Below are 16,629 nucleotides of genomic sequence, written 5' to 3'. Positions count from 1 at the left end.
TTCAACGATGCGATATCGACCAACTGCGGGCGGCGTCGGCCAACCCCTGGATCAGGGCGCTGGTGACCGACGACAAACCGTCGTCACCCGGCAGCGGGCTGCGCGGGCTGATCCCGCGGACCCGCGCCGAGAGCTCCAGCTGGGTTCCACCGGCACGCACCCGGTTCACCGGGTTGCGCGGATGCAGGCCACGCAGTTCCGGTGGGATCTCGTCGAGGTCGGTGATCAACTGGTAGCCGTCCAGCCGGACGTGCCGGGCCAGGTGGGCGGCCAGCGCCCGGTTGCGGCCCCCCGCCAGTAGCTGGGTGCTGCGGCCGTCGCGGCCGTACCCGTGCAGTGACACCGCGACGTCCACATGGTCGAGGAACTCGGCGAGCCGCGGTGATTCGGCCGGGTCGAACAGCGCCGACGCCAGGTGGTGCGGGTAGCGATCGGGATGGCGCACCACATACACCGACGCACCGGCCTCCTCGGCGGCGCGTTCGGCGATGACGTCCGTCATCTCTTCCAGCCCACCGCCGTGGATCGCCAAAAAGCCGAAACGCGAACGCAATTGGCTGCTCTCCGTCACCCCGGGCTCGCTCAGCAACACCGAAAACGATTGCGGCCCAGCCCCGGACGTCGACGATTTCAGGCGGGGCCAGCCGGCCGGATCCCAGCGGCGCAAGAAGTCGACCCAGCGTTGCGGCAACCCGTGCTGGGTGGCGCCGTCGATGATTTTGGGTAGGTAGCCCGGCCGCGGTGGGCCCGGCGTCACCCGGTGGTCGATGTACACCCAGGCCGGCGCCGGTCCGTCGTCGGTGTGCACGGTCATTTCGTCGCGCCGGTAGCGCACCGGCACACCCTCGGCGCTGTCCAACGTCGCCAAGTCACCGTCGGAGATCTGCCAGACCACCCCGTAAACCTGGTTACCGGCGAGCGGTTCGACGGTGGCCACGCCGCGCTGGTTGATCAGCCAGTCGTGGTCGGCCAGCACCGCCGGCCGCGGATCCGCGGCGTCGGGGCAGCGCTGCGCCATCTGACGGACGCATAGGTTCGACCCGTATGCGAAGTAAAGGTGCCGGCGGGCCGGCATTCAGCCGGTCACCGTCAGCCAGATGAGCACCACGTTAAGCAGACTAATCAATACGCCGACGGCCCAGCCGAGAATGGTGATGATGCGGTGATTGACGTCGCCGCCCATCAGGCCGCGATCGCTGGTCAGCTTGATCAAAGGCAGCACGGCAAAAGGTATTCCGAACGACAAGACCACCTGGGACAACACCAGCGCGCGGGTGGGATCGAACCCCACCGCCAGGATCACCAGGGCGGGCACCAGGGTGATCAACCGGCGCAGCACCATGGGGACCGAGCGGTGCAGCAACCCCTGCATGATCATGGCGCCGGCGTAGGCGCCCACCGACGACGACGCCAGACCCGATGCCAGCAGCCCGATCGCGAACAGCACCGCGATGGTCGCGCCCAGCGTGTTGTGGATCGCGGAGTAGGCACCCTCGATGGAGGCGCTCACGTCGCGGTGCTGCAGGTTGATCGCGGCGATGATCAGCATCACGGCGTTCACCGTGCCGGCGACCGTCATCGCCAGCACCACATCCCAGCGGGTGACGCGCAGCAGCAGGCGCCGGTGTGACCCCTCGTCGGGATGGCCGTGCCGGTCCAGGACCAGACCCGAATGCATGTAGACCGCGTGCGGCATGACGGTGGCGCCCAGGATGGCGGCCGCCAACAGCACGCTTTCGGTGCCGTGGAACCGGGGCACCAGGCCGCCGAGCATCTCCTCAGGAGGGGCGGTCTTGACAAAGAAGCTCGCCGCGAACCCGACCGCGATCACCAGCAGCAGGCCGGTGATGACGCGCTCGAAGATGATCTGTCCGCGCCGATCCTGAATTCCCAACAGCAGCAAGGCGACCAGGCCGGTGATCACGCCGCCCACCAGCAGCGGCAGGTTGAACAGAATGTGCAAGGCGATGGCCCCGCCGACGACCTCGGCCGCATCGGTGGCAATGGCCACGAGTTCGGCCTGAGCCCAGTAGACGAGCCGAGCCGGGCGGCCCATCCGCTTGCCGATCGTGGCGGGCAGGGAGCGCCCGGTGACCAGCCCCAGCTTCGCCGACAGGTACTGCACCAGCCCCGCCAGCACGTTGGCCGCCACGATCACCCACAACAGCAGGTAGCCGTACTGCGAGCCGGCGCTGACGTTGGCCGCGACGTTTCCGGGGTCGACGTAGGCGATCGCGGCGACGAACGCGGGCCCGAGCAAGTACCAGTTGCCCTTGAGCGAGCCCTGGGTGCGCTGCCCCAACGTGCCGACCCTCGATTCACTTCACCGAATAAGAAAGTGAGGGTAGTCGAACATCTGGGCGCGACCCGCAGCGGCTAGGGCGTTTCCCGCCCGTCGCGCATCACTGCGGCAGGTAGAGCCCCTTGCCGGTGACCAGCGGCAGGTCCAGGGTGGTCACGATGCCCGGTTCGGCGGCGATCACCGCGGGGATCGCGTTGACGACGCGCATCGCGGTCGCCACCAGGCCGGCGTGGTTGTGGTCGCCCTTGCGGCTGCTCAGACAGACATCCATGGCGTAGGACGGCTCGCCGGTGATCTCGATGCGATAAGAGCCGCCTTCTTGGGCCGGCTGCGGCCAGTCGGGACACAGGTCCTCGCGCAGCCGGGTGACGTGTTCGAGGACGACGACGGGGTGGCCGTCGACCTTGCCGAACACCTCGAAGCGCAGCGCCGCGGCGGTGCCCTTGGCGATATGGCCCGAGGCGATGTCGAAGTCCTCGGGGGCCGGGATGCGCACGTAGTCCTGGGTGACCTCGTCGAGCGCAACGCCCAGGCCCGCCGCGATCTGACGGATCACCGATCCCCACGCCAGGCTGAGCACGCCGGGCTGCAGCAGCATCGGGATGTCGTCCAGCGGCTTGCCGAACCCCATGACGTCGAACATGACCGCGGCGCTGTCATAGGTGGCGTAGTCGACGATCTCCATGCACCGGATCTGCTGGATGCTCTGGCAGGTGCCGGCCAGCGCCAGCGGTAACAGGTCGTTGGCGAAGCCGGGATCGATACCGTTGACATAGAGGCTCGAATTACCTTGTTGCGCAGCCTCTTCCAGGGGCTTGATGAGCTCCTCGGGAATCACCTGCCACGGGTACTGCAAGAACACCGGGCCACTGCCGACGATGTTGATGCCGGCGGCCAGGACGCGCCGGTAGTCCTCGAGCGCCTCGGGCAGCCGGTTGTCGGCCAGCGCGTTGTACACGGCGCACTGCGGCCCGGTGGCCAGTACGGCATCCAGGTCGGTGCTCGCCAGCACGCCGGTCGAGTCGGTAAGTCCCGCAAGTTCTGCCGCGTCCTTGCCGGCCTTTGCTTCGGACGAGACCCAGACGCCTTTGAGGTCGAACTCCGGATTGGTGATGAGCGCCCGCAGCGCGTGGATACCGACGTTGCCGGTGCCCAATTGGACGACGGGGATGGGCATGACGTGCTCCTCAAGTGGTCAGGGGTCACAGATCCGGGACGGGGATGTCGAGGTTGGGGAAGGTGAGGCCGCCGTCGACCTCGAGCGTCTTGCCGGTGAGGAAGCTGCCCGCGGGCGAGGCCAAATAGACTGCGGCAGCGGCGATGTCGACGGGGTCACCGAGGCGGCGCATCGGTGTGGCCTTCTCCATCGGTGCCCGTAGTTCATCGTTGGAGGCAACCACGTCCAACGCGGAGGTCAGGATCGAACCCGGGGCGATCGCGTTGACCCGAATCCGCGGGCACAAATCCAGGGCGGTCAACCGGGTGTAGTGCGACAGCGCGGCCTTGGCGGTGCCGTAGGCGGCGAAACCACGCCCGGCCAGCCGGCCCATGGTCGAGGTGATGTTGATGATGCTGCCGCCGTCGGAGTGCTCCAGCATCAACGGCACCGCCGCCAGCGTCAGCGCGTGGGCCGTGGCGACGTTGAAGGTGAAGGCGTCCTTGAGATCCTTCGTCGAGGTGGTCAACAGCGTGTTGGGCATGGTCCCGCCGACGTTGTTGACGACGATGTCTAGTTTTCCGAAGGCCTCGACGGCCTGGCCGGCGAGCTCCGCGGTGGACTCCGGGTGCGCCAGGTCGGCGGCCACCACGTGGGCCCGCCGCCCGACGCCGCGGACCTGCTCGGCGACGGCTTCTAGTTGTGATTCCGTGCGCGAGGCGATGAGAACATCCGCGCCCGCCTCGGCGAAGGCCAGCGCGATGGCCGCGCCGAGGCCACGGCCTGCACCGGTGATGACGGCGACTTTGTCGTCGAGACGGAACCTGTCAAGGATCATGGCGGCCTCTCTTCGTTTCGGTATCAGCCGACACGGTAGCAAGCCGCGCCGTCTCGGAACGGGCATTTCTGGAACAGGTTCTACTTTTTGCATATCGGCCGGTCGACGCCACCCGAAGACGAAGTCTGCCCGCACCCGGCCCCACCCTCACCGGCCGGGGCAACGACTTGGTCGTGGACACCTTCTCGTTCTATAGGCCGACCCGGGCGGGGTCCTACCCGATCGTGGTGGTCAGCTACGAGATCGTGTGTTCGAAGTACCCCGACCCCCCAGGTGGGTGCGGCGGTGAAGGCGTTTCTGCAGAGCACCATCGGGAGCGGGCAGAACGGCTTGGCGGACAACGGCTACATCCCGGTACCGGCGTCGTTCAAGTCCCGGCTGTCGGCTGCCATCGACGCCATCGCGTGATTCGCCGAACGGGCCCTCGCCGGATGGGCCATTTTCTTTGCTGCCCCGCGCTTTCCAGGTGACACCGCGTTCGGCCCCCGCCCACGTCGACGCGGGTCGCCGACGCGTTCAGCGGCGATCGCCGAACAGTTTGCTCATAGTTAACCTTGTTACTGTTAGCTTCGTGGCTGCGAGACGGGCCGGTCGGGGCGCAGCGTTACCGACCGGCGGCGATGCTGTTTCATCCCTACCGTAAGGAAGCGAATTGAAACTCAACCGATTTGGCGCCGTGCTCAGTGTCGTCAGCGCCGCAGCGCTGGCGCTGTCCGGATGCGGAAGCGACAACAACGGGACCGGCGCGAGTGCTACCAGCGGATCCGCATCGGGCAAGGTGAGCTGCGGCGGGGCGAAGACCCTCAAGGCCAGCGGTTCGACGGCCCAGGCCAATGCGATGACCCGCTTCGTCAACGCGTTCGAGCAGGCCTGCCCCGGCCAGACGCTGAACTACACCGCCAACGGTTCGGGTGCGGGAATCAGCGAATTCAACGGCAAGCAAACGGATTTCGGCGGTTCGGATTCGCCCCTGGCGCCGAAGGAATACGCCGCGGCGCAACAACGTTGCGGTTCGCCGGCGCTGAATCTGCCGGTGGTATTCGGTCCGATCGCCATCACCTACAACGTCACCGGCGTCAATTCGCTGAGCCTGGATGGCGCGACTGCCGCGAAGATCTTCAACGGCGCGATCACGACGTGGAATGACCCCGCGATCCAGGCGCTCAATCCCGGCGTTACGCTGCCCGCCGAACCGATCCACGTCGTGTTCCGCAACGACGAATCCGGCACCACGGACAACTTCCAGAAGTACCTCGATGCCGCCGCCAACGGCGCGTGGGGCAAGGGTGCTGGAAAGACGTTCAAGGGCGGGGTCGGCGAGGGAGCCAAGGGCAACGACGGCACCTCGGCGGCGATCAAGGCCACCGAAGGATCCATCACCTACAACGAGTGGTCGTTTGCCCAGGCGCAGAAACTGAACATGGCCAAGATCGTCACCTCGGCCGGCCCGGACGCGGTGTCGATCAGCGCCGACTCGGTGGGCAAGACGATTGCCGGCGCCAAAATCGCCGGCCAGGGTAACGACCTCGTGCTCGACACGCTCTCGTTCTACAAGCCGACCCAGGCCGGTTCCTACCCGATCGTGTTGGCGACCTACGAGATCGTCTGCTCGAAGTATCCCGACGCCCAGATCGGTACCGCGGTCAAGGCGTTCCTGCAGAGCACCATCGGCGCCGGGCAGAACGGCCTGGCCGACAACGGCTATATCCCGATCCCTGACGCGTTCAAAGCGAGGTTGTCTGCTTCCATCAACGCGATCACATAACCTGAGGTGGTCGTGACACGAGGAACAGCAATCAGCCCGTCGACCACGGAGAAGCCGGCACTCACAGCGCTGAGTGAACACGTGGGACGGCGTGCCGATCGACTGTTCAAGCTGATCGCCGCCGCCGCCGGTTCGACGATCGTGGTCGCGATCCTGTTGATCGCGGTGTTCCTGTTGCTGCGTGCCGTCCCGTCGCTGCGGGTCAACCACGCGAACTTCTTCACCAGCGCCAAATTCAGCACCAGCGACCCGCACAACCTCGCGTTCGGTATCCGCGACCTGCTGATGGTCACGGTGCTCAGTTCAGTCAGCGCGCTGGTGCTGGCCGTCCCCGTCGCGGTCGGCATCGCCGTGTTCCTCACCCAGTACGCGCCGAAGCGGCTGGCGCGCCCGTTCGGCGCCGTGGTGGATCTGCTCGCCGCTGTGCCGTCGATCATCTTCGGGCTGTGGGGGATTTTCGTGCTGGCACCCCAGATCGAGCCGGTGGCGGCGTATCTCAATCGCCACCTCGGCTGGTTTTTCCTGTTCAAGCAGGGCAACGTCTCGTTGGCCGGCGGTGGGACCATCTTCACCGCCGCGGTGGTGCTCTCGGTGATGATCCTGCCGATCGTCACCTCCGTCTCGCGTGAGGTGTTTCGGCAGACCCCGCACATCCAGATGGAAGCGGCCCAGGCGCTGGGCGCCACCAAATGGGAAGTGGTGCGGATGACCGTGCTGCCGTTCGGCCGCAGCGGTGTGATCGCGGCCTCGATGCTCGGGTTGGGGCGTGCGCTGGGCGAAACCGTGGCGGTGCTGATCATCCTGCGGTCGGCCGCCCGGCCGGGTAACTGGTCGCTGTTCGACGGCGGCTACACGTTCGCCTCGAAGATCGCCTCGGCGGCCGCCGAGTTCAGCGAGCCGTTGCCCACCGGGGCGTATATCTCGGCGGGGTTCGCGCTGTTCGTCTTGACGTTCGTCGTCAACGCGCTCGCGCGGGCGATCGCCGGCGGCAAGGTCAACGGATGACCCGCGCCGGCGACGATGCAGAGCGAAGCGATGAGGAGGAGTGGCGCTCGTGACGGCTGAAGCGCTCGACCGGCCGGTCAAGGTCGAGGTGTTCAGGCCGCTGAGCTTTCGGCGCCGGATCACCAACAACGCCGCGACCATCTTCTTCCTCGGCTCGTTCTGCGTCGCGCTGGTGCCGCTGATCTGGGTGCTTTGGATCGTCATCGAACGCGGCTGGTACGCCGTGACGCGGTCGGGGTGGTGGACGCATTCGCTGCACGGCGTGCTGCCGGAACAGTTCTCCGGCGGCGTGTACCACGCGCTGTACGGCACGCTGGTGCAGGCCGGGGTGGCCGCGGCCCTGGCCGTACCGCTGGGACTGATGACCGCGGTGTTTCTGGTCGAATACGGATCCGGGCGCCTGGTGCGGCTGACGACATTCATGGTCGACGTGCTCGCCGGGGTGCCCTCGATCGTGGCGGCGCTGTTCATCTTCAGCCTCTGGATCGCCACGCTGGGCTTCCAGCAGAGTTCGTTCGCTGTGTCGCTGGCGCTGGTCTTGCTGATGTTGCCGGTGGTGGTGCGCTCCGCCGAGGAGATGCTGCGGCTGGTGCCCGACGACCTGCGTGAAGCCAGCTATGCGCTCGGTGTGTCCAAATGGAAGACCATCGTGCGGATCGTCTTCCCGATCGCGATGCCTGGCATCGTGTCCGGCATCCTGCTGTCCATCGCGCGGGTGATCGGCGAAACGGCGCCGGTGCTGGTGCTGGTCGGCTACAGCCGGTCGATCAACCTCGACATCTTCCACGGCAACATGGCTTCGCTGCCGCTGCTGATCTACACCGAGCTCACCAACCCCGAACACGCGGGCTTCCTGCGGATCTGGGGTGCGGCGCTGACGCTGATCATCATGGTCGCCGCCATCAACATCGTCGCCGCGCTGACCCGTTTCCTGGCCACACGCAAACGCTGAGCGGGCTTACTTCGACGACGCTTTTGAGGCCGTCTTCTTGGCGGGAGCCTTCTTGGCGGCCGTCTTCTTCGCAGGGGCCTTTTTCGCCGCGGCCTTCTTCGCCGGCGCCTTCTTCGCGGGTGCCTTGCCGTTACCGGAGCGCGCCTTGACGCTGGCCTCGAGCTTGGCGAGCAGGTCGGAGACGTCCTCGGTCTCGTCCAGCTCCTTCGGCTTCTCCTCGGTGGTAAACGCCTCTCCGCCTTCGAGTTTGGCTTGGACCAGCTCGTGCAGCTGCTCCTGGTAGTCGTCGTGGTAGCGGTCGGGGTTGAACTCCTCGGCCATCGAATCCACCACCTGCCCGGCCATTTTGAGCTCGGCGGGTTTGACCTCGACCTTCTTGTCCAGGATCGGAAAGTCCGGATCGCGAATCTCGTCGGGCCACAACAACGTGTGGATCACCATCACGTCGCGTTTGCCGAAGTCCTTGACGCGCAAAGCCGCCAGCCGGGTCTTGTTGCGCAGGGTGAAATGCACGATCGCCATCCGATCCGTCTCGGCCAGCGTCTTGGCCAGCAGCACATAGGATTTCGACGACTTCGAGTCGGGCTCCAGGAAATAGCTGCGGTCGAACAACATCGGGTCCACGTCGCTGGCCGGCACGAACTCCAGCACCTCGATCTCGCGGCTGCGCTCCTCGGGGAGGGTGGCGATGTCGTCGTCGGTGATGATGACCGTGCGGCCGTCGTCGGATTCGTAGGCGCGGGCGATGTCACGGTATTCGACGACCTCGCCGTCCACCTCGCAAATGCGCTGGTATCGGATGCGGCCGTTGTCCTTGGCGTGCACCTGGTGGAACTTGATGTCGTGATCCTGGGTGGCGCTGTACACCTTGACCGGGACATTCACCAGCCCGAACGCGATGGAACCCTTCCAGATGGAGCGCATGCAGATCAGTATGCCCGGCGGGCCTGCGGCACAACAGCACGACGAGGCTACGACCTTGGTCGTTGGACCGGGCCCGCGCACCGACGGGAGGCGCCCCTAGCGAGCCGAAGCGGCATCCAGCGCAGCCCGGTCCGGCAGGTCAGCTCCCGCGCGGGCGACGGTCAGCGCCGCACACATGCTCGCCGTCTCGAGTGCCGCGGTCAGCGCGTCCACATCGATTTCGCGCAACGCGGGGCGCCGGTCACCGCCCAACGATTCCGATTCCCACAGCGCGTCGAGCAGGCCGGCCATGAAGGAGTCGCCGGCCCCGACGGTGTCGACCACGCGGACCGCGCGGGTCGGCACCCGGGCCACCCCGGCCGCGCAGAAAGCCACCGCGCCGCGGTCGGCCATCGTCACCGCCACGATCGCGGGCCCCAACCGCAGCCACGTCTGCGCGATCTGCTCGGGCGGCCGCGTGGGGTCGATCCAGCGCAGGTCTTCCTCGCTGACTTTCACGATGTCGCTGCGTTCGACGAGATGCTCGATGCGCGCGACGGCCGGCTCCCGGTCGGCGATCAGCGACGGCCGCACGTTGGGATCGAAGGTGACGGTGGCCGAGACGCGATAGGTATCGATCAGCGCCGCCACCGCCAGGCAGCCCGGATCCTGCACGGCGGCTATCGATCCGGTGTGCACGAAAAGCGGCGGCGCGACCGGCGGGGTTCCGGAGAGCCGCCAGTCCAGATCGAAAACATAGTCGGCCGAGCCGTCTTCGGCGATCGTTGAACGCGCGGTCGCGGTGCGCCGCGCCGTTGTGCTATCCGAAAGCAGTTGCACGCCCGCGGATTCGACGTAGTCCGCGATGCGCCTGCCGTACGCGTCGTCGGCGATGGAGGTCAGGAAGTCGACCTCGCGGCCCAGCCGGCCGAGCCCGACGGCGACGTTGAGCGGGCTACCGCCGACATGCTCGTCGGCCCCGACGATGTCGATCAGCGACTCGCCGATGACCAGGCCGCGGGTCATCGCACCAAGGCCTCCAGCGTCGCGCGGGCGCCCTTGTGGTGCAGCGAGTCCAACGCCCAGGTGTAGGCCTGGACGAAGCGCGGCTGGTGGGCCAAATCGCCGAACACGGCCGCGATTTCGATGAACGCCGTGGGAGTCTCGTACTGCGAACGCGCGATCGGGATCAGCGAATCCGCAAGTTGATCCACCACCTCGTACGGTTTACCCCATTCGTCGGTGCCTTCGGCGTAGCGGGCCCAGCTCGCCACCACCGCGGCCGTCACCTGAACCGGGCCGTCGCTGGCCAGGTTGTCGCAGATCACCGGGATCAACCATTTCGGAATGCGATCCGACGAGTAGGCACACAACCGCGACACCGTGTCGCGCACGCCAGGGTTGGAGAACCGCTCGACCAGCGTGCGGGTGTAGTCGTGCAGGTCGATCCCGGGCACCGGCGGCAAGGTCGGGATGGCCTCGGATTCAAAGTAGGCAAGCAGGAATTCGGCGAACAACGGATCGCTCGCGGCCTCGTGGACGAACGTGAAGCCGCACAGATGGGCGAAGTAGGCCAGGCACTGATGGCCCGCGTTGAGCAGTCGCAGCTTCATCAGCTCGTACGGGGCGACATCGTCGACCAGCAGCACGCCCGCCTTTTCCAGCGGCGGCCTGCCGTCGGCGAAATCGTCCTCGAGTACCCAGGCGGTGAACGGCTCGGCCACCACCGGCCACCGGTCGTTGATGCCGAAATCGCGCCGCACCTCGGCGGCCATCTGCAGGGTCGTCGCCGGGGTGATCCGGTCAACCATCGAACTCGGGAACCGGGCGCGTTCATCGATCCACTGCGCCAATGCGGGGTCCCGGCTTTCGGCGTTCGCCAGCACGGCCCGCCGGGCGATCTCACCGTTGTTCTCGATGTTGTCGCACGACACGATCGTCGGCGCGGGAAGCCCACGCCGGCGACGCCGGTCCAGGGCCTCGACGATCAACGCGAAGGCGGGCCCGTCCGGGTCCCGATACCCGCCCTCGGTGATGGTCAGCGAAATGATCCGGGTGGCCGGTGCCGCAAGCACTTCCACCGCCGGCTCCGGATCGTCGGGGGCGTAGTGGTAGTCGATGATCGAGCCGATCACGTGGGCGTCCCGGCTGCCGTCGGGCTTTTCCAGGATCAGCGTATAGAGCCCGTCCTGATCGTCGAGCACATCGCGCATCGTCCAGTCGGCGGGCATCACCCCGACCCCGCAGATGCCCCACTCGCGCGCCAGGCCCTGCTGCAGCAGCAGATTGAGGTACGCGGCCTGATGCGCGCGGTGGAAATGACCCGCGCCGATATGCGCGATGCCGACGGTCACGCTGCCGCGGTCATAGGTCGGCGCCTCGATCGGCAGCGTGGCGAGCGTCGCATTGTTCAGATTGATTCCGCCAGCCTCCATTGGCCAACTCCTCCCCGGGTCAGTGCCCGGATCGTCACCTGGCTACCGAACCTCCGCCCGGTGCGGCCGACAACAGTAGGGCATCGGCGATAGCGTGCCACGAATCTGTTATCGCGACTGCACCGGCCTCGATCAATTCCTCACGGCGACAATCCCGTTCGTCGGGCGGCACGAACATCAGGTTGCCGATGGTGGCGTAGCCGGCCGCGACCGCCGACGTCACGCCCGCCACCGAGTCCTCGATGGCCAGCCCTTGTTCGGCCGCCACGCCCAGCACCTGGCCGCAATGCAGGTACACCGCGGGATCGGGTTTGCTTGTCGGCACCGGAAGAGAATCCTCCGCACTGAACGTCACCGCCTCCGATAGCAGCGCGTCCAGACCGGTGGCGGCGAAGCAGGCACGCAACCGCTTGGTGGCGCTGGAGCTCACGGCCGCCAGCGCGTAGCGCGTTGCGAGTTCTCGCAGCGGCTCCAGCACCTGCGGATCGGGGGTCAGCGTGGCAGCCAGATGAGCGGTGACCCGTTCGCGCTCCTCGCCCACCCACTGCTCGAGTTCGTCGGCGGACAGCGCGTTGCCGCCCGCGAGGTCGTCGGCGTTGGCGATCACCGCCGCGGGACGGCCCCGGGCCAGGGACTGCTCGAGCGGCACGACGCACTGCACCGCCAGGTCGAGGGCCGTGGTGCGGAAGTTCTTCCCGACGGCTCGCTTGCGCAACTCCTCGGAGCTGAGCGGGGCGGTCACGCCGAACCTGGCCAGGAAACGATTGGTCACCTCGGTCGAGGCGTCGAAAGCCGGCCGTTCCGAACCGAACAGGTTGTCGTCGGCGTCGCACAGCAACGTGGTGATCGGCGCCGGGTCGAAGGCGCGCACAAAGGTCAACCCGCCGGTCATCGCGACACCAACTCCCGCTCGTCATTGCGCATCGCGTCCCGCAGCGTGGGCACCACACCGCGCACGTCGATATCGACGATCATCGCGCCCAGGCGCTGGGAGAAGCCGGGAACCGCGCGCACCTCGGCGAACATCTCATGCCCCAGCAGCGGATCCGGGTTACTGCGTGCCATGTTGGCCAACCTAGCGACCGGAATCGCCTGCGAGTCTTCCAGGCGCAGCTTGCGCCCGTTGAGGTCGTGGCCGCGCATGTAGCGCGCCCATCCGGCGACGGCCAACATCAGCAGCGTGTGCGGCCTGCCCTGGGCGATGGCCTCCTGCAGCGAGGGCAGCACGAACGTCGCGATCTTGTTCGTTCCGCGCCGCGCCAGCCGCGAAAGCTGGTCACTCATCCGGGGGTTGCTGAGCCGATCGAGCAAGGTGCCCCGGTACTCGGGGGTGTTCATGCCGGGAACCGGGGGCAGCAGCGGCTGAATCTCGTCGCGCAGGAGCTGTTCGACGTAGTCGAAGATGATGCGGTCCCGCATCGCCTCGTCGGTGCGCTGGTAGCCGGCCAGGGTGGCCAGGCAGGCAAGCGCGATGTGGGTTCCGTTGAGAAGACGGGTTTTGATCAGCTTGTGATCGCTGACGTCGGCGACGAACTCGGCGCCGACCTCGTCGAGCGGTGGTCGCCCGTTGCTGAACGAATCCTCGATCACCCACTGGCGATGCGGCTCGGTCACCACCGGCCATTTGTCGGCGACGCCGAACGTCTGCTCGACGAATTTGCGCTCGGACTTGGTGGTTTGCGGGGTGATGCGGTCGACCATGGTCGACGGGAACGCGACGTGCGTGTCGATCCAGCGGGCGAGCCCGGGGTCCTTCAACGCGGCGAACGACACCAGCGCGGTTCTCGCGGGCTGGGTGTCGCCGGGAACGTTGTCGCAGCACAGCACCGTGAAGGGGGCGATGCCGGCGCGGCGGCGCCGATCCAGGGCTTCGGCCAGGTATCCCCACGTGGTGGCGAAACCGTCGGAGGAGACGAGGTCGGCGCGCACGTCGGGGTGGTCGGCGTCGAACTCGTCGGTGACCGGGTTGAGGAAGTATCCGTTGTCGGTGATGGTCAGGCTGACGATGCGGGTTTGGGGGTCTGCCAGGGCGGCACGCACGGCCGCGCCGTCGTTCGGTGCGTAATGCACGGAGCCGATCGAGCCGACCACGCGGGCGGTCTGGCGGTCGTGGCCGCGCTGCACGACGGTGTACAGCCCGTCCTGGGCCGACAGCAGGTGTTTGACGTCGGGGGAATGCAGGCTGACGCTGGTCACCCCCCAACGCCCAGAGATGCCCGAACGGGCCAAGTCGTCGAAGTAGACGGCCTGATGTGCGCGGTGGAAATTGCCCGCGCCGATGTGGACGACTCCTCGGCCGAGGGCCGACCGGTCGTAGGTGGGGATGTCGACGCGTTGTGAATGCAGTCGCAGCGTCGCATCGCTGAGTGGGACGCCGCTGTTTCGACGCCAAGGGGAGGGGACTACGTCAAACATTGTGTGTCTGTGCCCCGGGTCGATCGGCAATCTAACCCCTTCGTTAGTCATGTCACAAAAAAAGTCGACTGTGACACGATTAGTGGAGGTCAAAACGGTTAACACGCGCGAAACGCGTAGGTTGACAACATGGCACCGCGGGTGAAACTGACCAACGCCGACAAGGTGCTGTACCCCGCCACCGGCACCACCAAGGGCGAAATCTTCGACTACTACACGCAAATCGCCGAGGTGATGATCCCGCACGTCGCCGGCCGTCCGGCCACGCGCAAGCGGTGGCCCAACGGCGTCGACGAAGAGTCCTTCTTCGAAAAGCAATTGGCCGCATCGGCGCCCGACTGGCTGCCGCGCGCCAGCGTGACCCATCGATCCGGAACGACGACATATCCGATCATCGACAGCCCCACCGGTCTGGCCTGGATCGCCCAACAGGCCGCGCTGGAGGTCCACGTGCCCCAGTGGCGCTTCGTCGCCGAGTGGACCCGTAGCCGGGCCGAGGAATTGAAACCCGGACCGGCGACCCGTCTGGTGTTCGACCTGGACCCCGGTGAAGGCGTCACGATGGCTCAGCTGGCCGAGGTGGCGCACGCCGTCCGTGAACTGATCACCGGGATCGGGCTGACTACCTATCCGCTCACCAGCGGAAGCAAGGGCCTGCACCTGTACACGCCGCTCGCCGAGCCGGTGAGCAGCAAGGGCGCGACGGTGTTGGCCAAACGTGTTGCGCAACAACTGGAAAAGACGATGCCCAAGCTGGTGACGTCGACCATGACCAAGAGCCTGCGCGCCGGAAAGATCTTCCTGGACTGGAGCCAGAACAACGGCTCCAAGACGACCATCGCGCCCTACTCGCTGCGCGGACGCGAACAGCCCACCGTCGCGGCACCGCGCACCTGGGCCGAACTCGACGACCCGTCGCTGCGCCAACTTCGCTATGACGAGGTGCTGGAGCGGGTGGCCCGCGACGGCGACCTGCTTGCAGAGCTGGACGAGGATGCGCCCGTTCCGGATCGGTTGACGAAATACCGCAGCATGCGCGACGCTTCGAAAACTCCCGAGCCGGTACCCGTGGCGAAACCCGCTGTCGGACAAGGCAACAGCTTCGTCATCCAGGAACACCACGCCCGCCGGCTGCACTACGACTTCCGGCTGGAACGAGACGGCGTGCTGGTGTCCTGGGCGGTGCCGAAGAACCTGCCCGAGACCACGTCGGTGAACCACCTCGCGGTCCACACCGAGGATCATCCGTTGGAATACGGCGGTTTCGAAGGCACCATTCCCAAGGGCGAGTACGGCGCGGGCAAGGTGATCATCTGGGACTCCGGAACTTACGAGGCCGAGAAGTTCAACGACTCCGCCGGAAAAGGGGAGGTGATCGTCAATCTGCACGGCAGCAAGATCTCCGGACGCTACGCGCTAATCCAAACCAACGGCGATCAGTGGCTGGCGCACCGGATGAAGGACCAGAACGTTTTCGAGTTCGACACGATCGCCCCCATGCTGGCCACCCACGGCTCGGTGACGGCACTCAAGGCGAGCCAGTGGGCATTCGAAGGCAAGTGGGACGGCTACCGGCTGTTGATCGAGGCCGACCACGGCGCGCTGCGGGTACGGTCGCGCCGCGGCCGCGAGGTCACCCGGGAATATCCCGAATTACAGTCGCTGGCAACCGATCTCGCCGCGCATCATGTGGTCCTCGATGGCGAAGCGGTGGTGTTGGACGGCTCGGGTGTGCCCAACTTCCACGAGATGCAGAACCGCGGCCGCGGCTCCCGCGTCGAATTCTGGGCGTTCGACGTGCTCTACCTCGACGGCCGCTCGCTGCTGCGGGCCCGCTACTCGGACCGGCGCAAGGTGCTGGAAATGCTGGCCGCGGGCAGCGCTCTCATCGTTCCCGAACTGCTGCCCGGAGACGGCGCGCAGGCGCTGGAGCATTCGGGCGAGCGCGGCTGGGAGGGCGTGATCGCCAAGCGGCGTGACGCCACCTATCAGCCCGGGCGGCGCTCGTCGTCGTGGATCAAGGACAAGCACTGGAACACCCAGGAAGTCGTGATCGGCGGCTGGAAGGCCGGGGAGGGCGGACGCAGCAGCGGCATCGGCTCACTGCTGATGGGCATCCCCACCGCCGACGGCCTGTACTTCGCGGGGCGCGTCGGCACCGGGTTCACCGAACGCGACCTGGCCAACCTGAAGAAGACGCTGGCTCCGCTGCACACCGATGAATCCCCGTTCCACCCACCGCTGCCCCGCAGCGAAGCCCGGGGCGTGACCTACGTGGAGCCGGTCCTGGTGGGTGAAGTGCGCTATAGCGAGTGGACCCCGGATAACCGGTTGCGCCAATCGAGTTGGCGGGGGCTGCGCCCGGACAAGGAAGCAAGTGAGGTGGTACGCGAGTGAAATGGGTTACCTACCAAGGCGATGACGGCGAGCGCGTCGGGATCCTGTCCGGCGACACCATCTACGCGCTGCCGCCGGGGGTGACGCTGCTCGAGCTGATCGCGCGCGGACCAGTCGTTGAAGATGGTGTAGCCGATGATGGCCTGTTCGGCCTGCTCGACGGTGAGATCCTTTCCGCCGGTCCCGATCACCGCGGCAATCTCCAATTCGAAGTCCTGCCAAGCGCTTCCGGGTGCCGTCGGGGCGTCGTCGTACGGGCCCAATACCGTTGTCGGGCAGGCGAAGTAGAACGCGGGAATGCGGTACCAGGTGTCGGCGAGCACCCGCCCGGCACCCAGTGCGGCTTGGCAGTTGCGCATGTGGTCCAAAAAACACAGGGAATCGCGGATCGACGGCGGGCGCGGAATCGGTGCCAGCAGTCGCGCGTCGGCGAGCGGGACGGTCGCCGACGGGGTGCGCTG

General features: G+C 66.7%; 13 protein-coding genes and 2 pseudogenes. 5 read left to right on the top strand and 10 right to left on the bottom strand.

Annotated elements, in window-relative coordinates:
• Position 1 precedes the first annotated feature (1 nt).
• From A5646_RS25625 to A5646_RS25610, 4 genes are all read right to left on the bottom strand, one after another.
• The gene (locus A5646_RS25625; protein ID WP_067025232.1) at positions 2 to 1,075 is read right to left on the bottom strand and encodes a poly-gamma-glutamate hydrolase family protein; all 1,074 of its coding nucleotides are present in this window, start codon (positions 1,073 to 1,075) and stop codon (positions 2 to 4) included.
• Complete coding sequence (locus A5646_RS25620) at positions 1,076 to 2,302, bottom strand: Nramp family divalent metal transporter (RefSeq protein ID WP_067025229.1); 1,227 nt, start codon at positions 2,300 to 2,302, stop codon at positions 1,076 to 1,078.
• A gap of 100 nt (positions 2,303 to 2,402) precedes the next feature.
• Positions 2,403 to 3,479, bottom strand: a complete 1,077-nt coding sequence (locus tag A5646_RS25615; RefSeq protein ID WP_067025225.1) for a diacylglycerol kinase — start codon at positions 3,477 to 3,479, stop codon at positions 2,403 to 2,405.
• A 25-nt stretch (positions 3,480 to 3,504) separates the two neighbouring features.
• The gene (locus A5646_RS25610; RefSeq protein ID WP_066878698.1) at positions 3,505 to 4,296 is read right to left on the bottom strand and encodes an SDR family oxidoreductase; all 792 of its coding nucleotides are present in this window, start codon (positions 4,294 to 4,296) and stop codon (positions 3,505 to 3,507) included.
• A 137-nt stretch (positions 4,297 to 4,433) separates the two neighbouring features.
• Here A5646_RS25610 and A5646_RS28595 point away from each other — a divergent pair.
• From A5646_RS28595 to pstA, 4 genes and pseudogenes are all read left to right on the top strand, one after another.
• Positions 4,434 to 4,704 (top strand): annotated as a pseudogene (locus A5646_RS28595) (phosphate ABC transporter substrate-binding protein PstS); the annotation flags it as partial.
• 244 nt (positions 4,705 to 4,948) lie between these two features.
• Positions 4,949 to 6,061, top strand: a complete 1,113-nt coding sequence (gene pstS / locus A5646_RS25605; protein ID WP_066866738.1) for a phosphate ABC transporter substrate-binding protein PstS — start codon at positions 4,949 to 4,951, stop codon at positions 6,059 to 6,061.
• Between the two features lie 30 nt (positions 6,062 to 6,091).
• Positions 6,092 to 7,066, top strand: coding sequence for a phosphate ABC transporter permease subunit PstC (gene pstC / locus A5646_RS25600; protein WP_156748919.1), 975 nt, complete (start codon positions 6,092 to 6,094; stop codon positions 7,064 to 7,066).
• 49 nt (positions 7,067 to 7,115) lie between these two features.
• Positions 7,116 to 8,018 (top strand): phosphate ABC transporter permease PstA, encoded by a 903-nt coding sequence (gene pstA / locus A5646_RS25595; RefSeq protein WP_066866841.1) that lies wholly within the window; start codon positions 7,116 to 7,118, stop codon positions 8,016 to 8,018.
• Positions 8,019 to 8,024: 6 nt separating this feature from the next.
• On the opposite strand, the gene A5646_RS25590 is transcribed toward pstA, so the two are convergent.
• The 5 genes from A5646_RS25590 to A5646_RS25570 all read right to left on the bottom strand — a co-directional run bounded on the left by A5646_RS25590 (position 8,025) and on the right by A5646_RS25570 (position 13,771).
• Positions 8,025 to 8,942, bottom strand: coding sequence for a Ku protein (locus A5646_RS25590; protein ID WP_066866734.1), 918 nt, complete (start codon positions 8,940 to 8,942; stop codon positions 8,025 to 8,027).
• Positions 8,943 to 9,038: 96 nt separating this feature from the next.
• Positions 9,039 to 9,947, bottom strand: a complete 909-nt coding sequence (locus tag A5646_RS25585) for a carbohydrate kinase (RefSeq protein WP_067025222.1) — start codon at positions 9,945 to 9,947, stop codon at positions 9,039 to 9,041.
• A complete protein-coding gene (locus A5646_RS25580; protein WP_082984856.1) occupies positions 9,944 to 11,356 on the bottom strand; it encodes a mannitol dehydrogenase family protein in 1,413 nt (470 codons plus the stop codon). The genes A5646_RS25585 and A5646_RS25580 overlap by 4 nt, the downstream gene beginning before the upstream one ends.
• Positions 11,357 to 11,390: 34 nt before the next feature.
• On the bottom strand, positions 11,391 to 12,248 hold the full coding sequence (locus tag A5646_RS25575; protein ID WP_067025219.1) for an HAD family phosphatase: 858 nt from the start codon (positions 12,246 to 12,248) through the stop codon (positions 11,391 to 11,393).
• Entirely contained in the window at positions 12,245 to 13,771 is a 1,527-nt protein-coding gene (locus A5646_RS25570) for a mannitol dehydrogenase family protein (RefSeq protein ID WP_067025217.1), read from the bottom strand. Before A5646_RS25570 ends, A5646_RS25575 begins: the two co-directional genes overlap by 4 nt.
• Before the next feature lie 129 nt (positions 13,772 to 13,900).
• On the opposite strand from A5646_RS25570, the gene A5646_RS25565 reads away from it, so the two are divergent.
• Entirely contained in the window at positions 13,901 to 16,168 is a 2,268-nt protein-coding gene (locus A5646_RS25565) for an ATP-dependent DNA ligase (protein WP_067025214.1), read from the top strand.
• Positions 16,169 to 16,266: 98 nt separating this feature from the next.
• Here the strand turns inward: A5646_RS25565 and A5646_RS25560 are convergent.
• A pseudogene (locus A5646_RS25560) lies at positions 16,267 to 16,629 on the bottom strand (fumarylacetoacetate hydrolase family protein); the annotation flags it as partial.

Source organism: Mycobacterium sp. 1245499.0 (assembly GCF_001673615.1).
Lineage (GTDB): Bacteria > Actinomycetota > Actinomycetes > Mycobacteriales > Mycobacteriaceae > Mycobacterium > Mycobacterium europaeum_A.
Note: the sequence above shows the minus strand (reverse complement) of the source record. Positions and strands in the feature narration are given on the sequence as shown.